Below are 2,227 nucleotides of genomic sequence, written 5' to 3' on the forward strand. Positions count from 1 at the left end.
GTTCGTCGTCGGTGAGCCGGATGGGGTGGCGTTGTTCGCGGCGGGCCAGGTCGGTCTCGGCGTCGGCGAGGGCCTGCAGGGCGCTGTTCTACTCGGCCTCCAACCCGCGCGCGACGAGCCGGTTGTCCGGGTCGACCGCCCGGTAGCGGCGTTCGGCTTTCAGCGCGACATACCGGGCCTGTTCGACCTGGCGGCGGTGCTGGTCCAGCGCAGCGTCGTGGCCGGCCTCCAGCTGCTCGGCGGCGGCCAGGCAGGCCTGCAACGCCGCGGGGGACACGGCGGCGAGGAACGCATCAGCGACGGCGATGTCGATGGCTTGTCCACCGACATTGACATGCCGGACCCCCTTGCCGTCGACCAGTTCGCCTGTGCCGGTGCAGTAGTAGCCGGGGGTGGACTTGGTCGGGCCGCGGTAGAACACGGCGAGTTTGCGGCCACAGTCTCCGCAGCTGGCCAGGCCCTGCAGCAACGCGGCGCCTTCCCGAACCGCGCCGGTGCCGGGCTGGTGGCGTTCAGGACGGATGTTGGTGCCGATGCGGGCCTGGTTGCCCTGGTAGGTGTCCCAGTCGATGAACCCGCGATGATGCTCGGTGATCAGGACCTCCCACTCGTCTTGCGGCAGGTTGCGTCGCCGCGCCCGCACGTGGCCGTCGTCGCCGACGCAGCGTTGCATGCGTGTGCGGCCAAAGACGTAGGCCCCGGCGTAGGCCGGGTGGGTCAACGTGGTGTGCACCGCGTGGTAGGTCGGCTCCACCCAGGTGATCTCCGGGAGCCGATCTCGCCGGTAGCCGATGGGTTGCAGCGGCCAGCGCAGGTTGTTGTCCTTGAGCCACAGCCAGGTGGCGCGCACCGATCCGGACACGGCGAACTGGTCGAACACCGCGGCGATGACGCCGGTGACGGCCTCGTCGGGGTGCAAGCGGATCTCCCCGTCGGCCTCGCCCCAGACCAGCCCGACCGGCAGGCCGGTGCGCAGCTCACCGCGGGCGGCCTTGTTGCGGATCCCGCCGTCCAGGCGGGCCCGCAGCACGTGCAGCTCGGCCTCGCTGAGCATGCCCTTCATGCCCAGCAGCAGCCTGTCGTTGAACAGCCCCGGGTGATACACGCCGTCGGTGTCGGCGACCAGCGTGTCGCACGCCCCAGCCAGATCCAACAACCGGTACCAGGCGGCGTTATCGCGGGCCAACCGGGAAACCTCCAATGCCAAGATGATCCCCACCTGGCCCAGCGCCACGTCCGCGACCAGCGACTCGAAGCCGTCGCGCTGCCCGAGCACCGACCCCGAGACGCCGAGGTCGGCGTCGATGACCCGGACCTGTTCCCGGATCCAGCCCAGCGTGACGGCGCGCTCCACCAGGTTGTACTGGCGGGCGGTGGACTCGGCGTTGCGCTCCAGTTGGGTAAGGGTCGACTGGCGGACGTAGATGGCCGCCTGCCGGGATCGATGGGACGCGGTGATCTTGGAGTGGTCACTCATCGGCGTCCTCCGCGACGGCGGCTTTGGCGATCAGCTGAGCCAACAGCCGGATCGCCTCGGCGACTTCGGCGTCGGGAAGCTGGGCCAACAGCATCACCGGTGGCGACGGATACTCCTCCGGGAGCAGACTGAGCTGGGCAGGCTGCATCGTTGTCCTCCTCGCAGGTTGACTGCGATGCAGCCTGCTCGCCCTGGATGCGCCGTGACAGCGCCGACATGATCAGCACCGCCGCCGACAGGTCCTCGACCGTGCCCAGCGTCGCGGGCGCGCCGTCCTCGTCGATGACCGCTTGACCGGCTGGTTCGGCGTCGGTCCACGCCTGCGGGATCAGCCGCTTGCGGCCGTTCGCCAACAGCACCAGCAGCTCCATCCGGCCGTGCTTGCGGCGCCACCTGCGCAGCACGGTCACCCGCTCGCCCTCCAACGGATCCCTCCGTCGGATGATCGTGACGAAGCTCATCGCGACCTACCCCGCGAGCCTGGCGACGGCCTCATGATGGCCACCCGCGGCCAGCACAGCGCGAGCCACCAGAACGCCGCCGACCGCGTCCAGGCAGCTCACCGCGTCACGAAGATCGATCGGGACGCCCTCGGCGATGCTGGCTGCGACCCGAAGGACCTGGCGTTCACCGCTCGAGCACGGCAATGCCCCGTCCTCCAGCGCCGCCCACACCGCCCGCCAGTCGATCGCGGCCATCGACTCGCCGTGAAAGCCACGGCACAACTCGACGTAGACCCGGAAGTCATCG

At 69.9% G+C, this 2,227-nt stretch carries 3 protein-coding genes; all 3 read right to left on the reverse strand.

Translation table 11 applies throughout. The annotated features are described in order from the left end of the window. Positions 1 to 88: 88 nt before the first annotated feature. The gene (locus VF468_23725) at positions 89 to 1,477 is read right to left on the reverse strand and encodes a recombinase family protein (protein HEX5881300.1); all 1,389 of its coding nucleotides are present in this window, start codon (positions 1,475 to 1,477) and stop codon (positions 89 to 91) included. Then, positions 1,474 to 1,938, reverse strand: coding sequence for a hypothetical protein (locus VF468_23730; GenBank protein HEX5881301.1), 465 nt, complete (start codon positions 1,936 to 1,938; stop codon positions 1,474 to 1,476). The genes VF468_23725 and VF468_23730 overlap by 4 nt, the downstream gene beginning before the upstream one ends. 6 nt (positions 1,939 to 1,944) lie before the next feature. Beyond that, on the reverse strand, positions 1,945 to 2,227 hold a 283-nt coding region (locus VF468_23735), incomplete at its 5' end, for a hypothetical protein (protein ID HEX5881302.1).

The sequence above is a fragment of the Actinomycetota bacterium genome (assembly GCA_036280995.1).
Taxonomy (GTDB): Bacteria; Actinomycetota; CALGFH01; order CALGFH01; family CALGFH01; genus CALGFH01.

Coding starts and splice junctions, on each gene's coding strand:
- VF468_23725 (HEX5881300.1), bottom strand. CDS start 1,477: ATGAGTGACCACTCCAAGATCACCGCGTCCCATCGATCCCGGCAGGCG.
- VF468_23730 (HEX5881301.1), bottom strand. CDS start 1,938: ATGAGCTTCGTCACGATCATCCGACGGAGGGATCCGTTGGAGGGCGAG.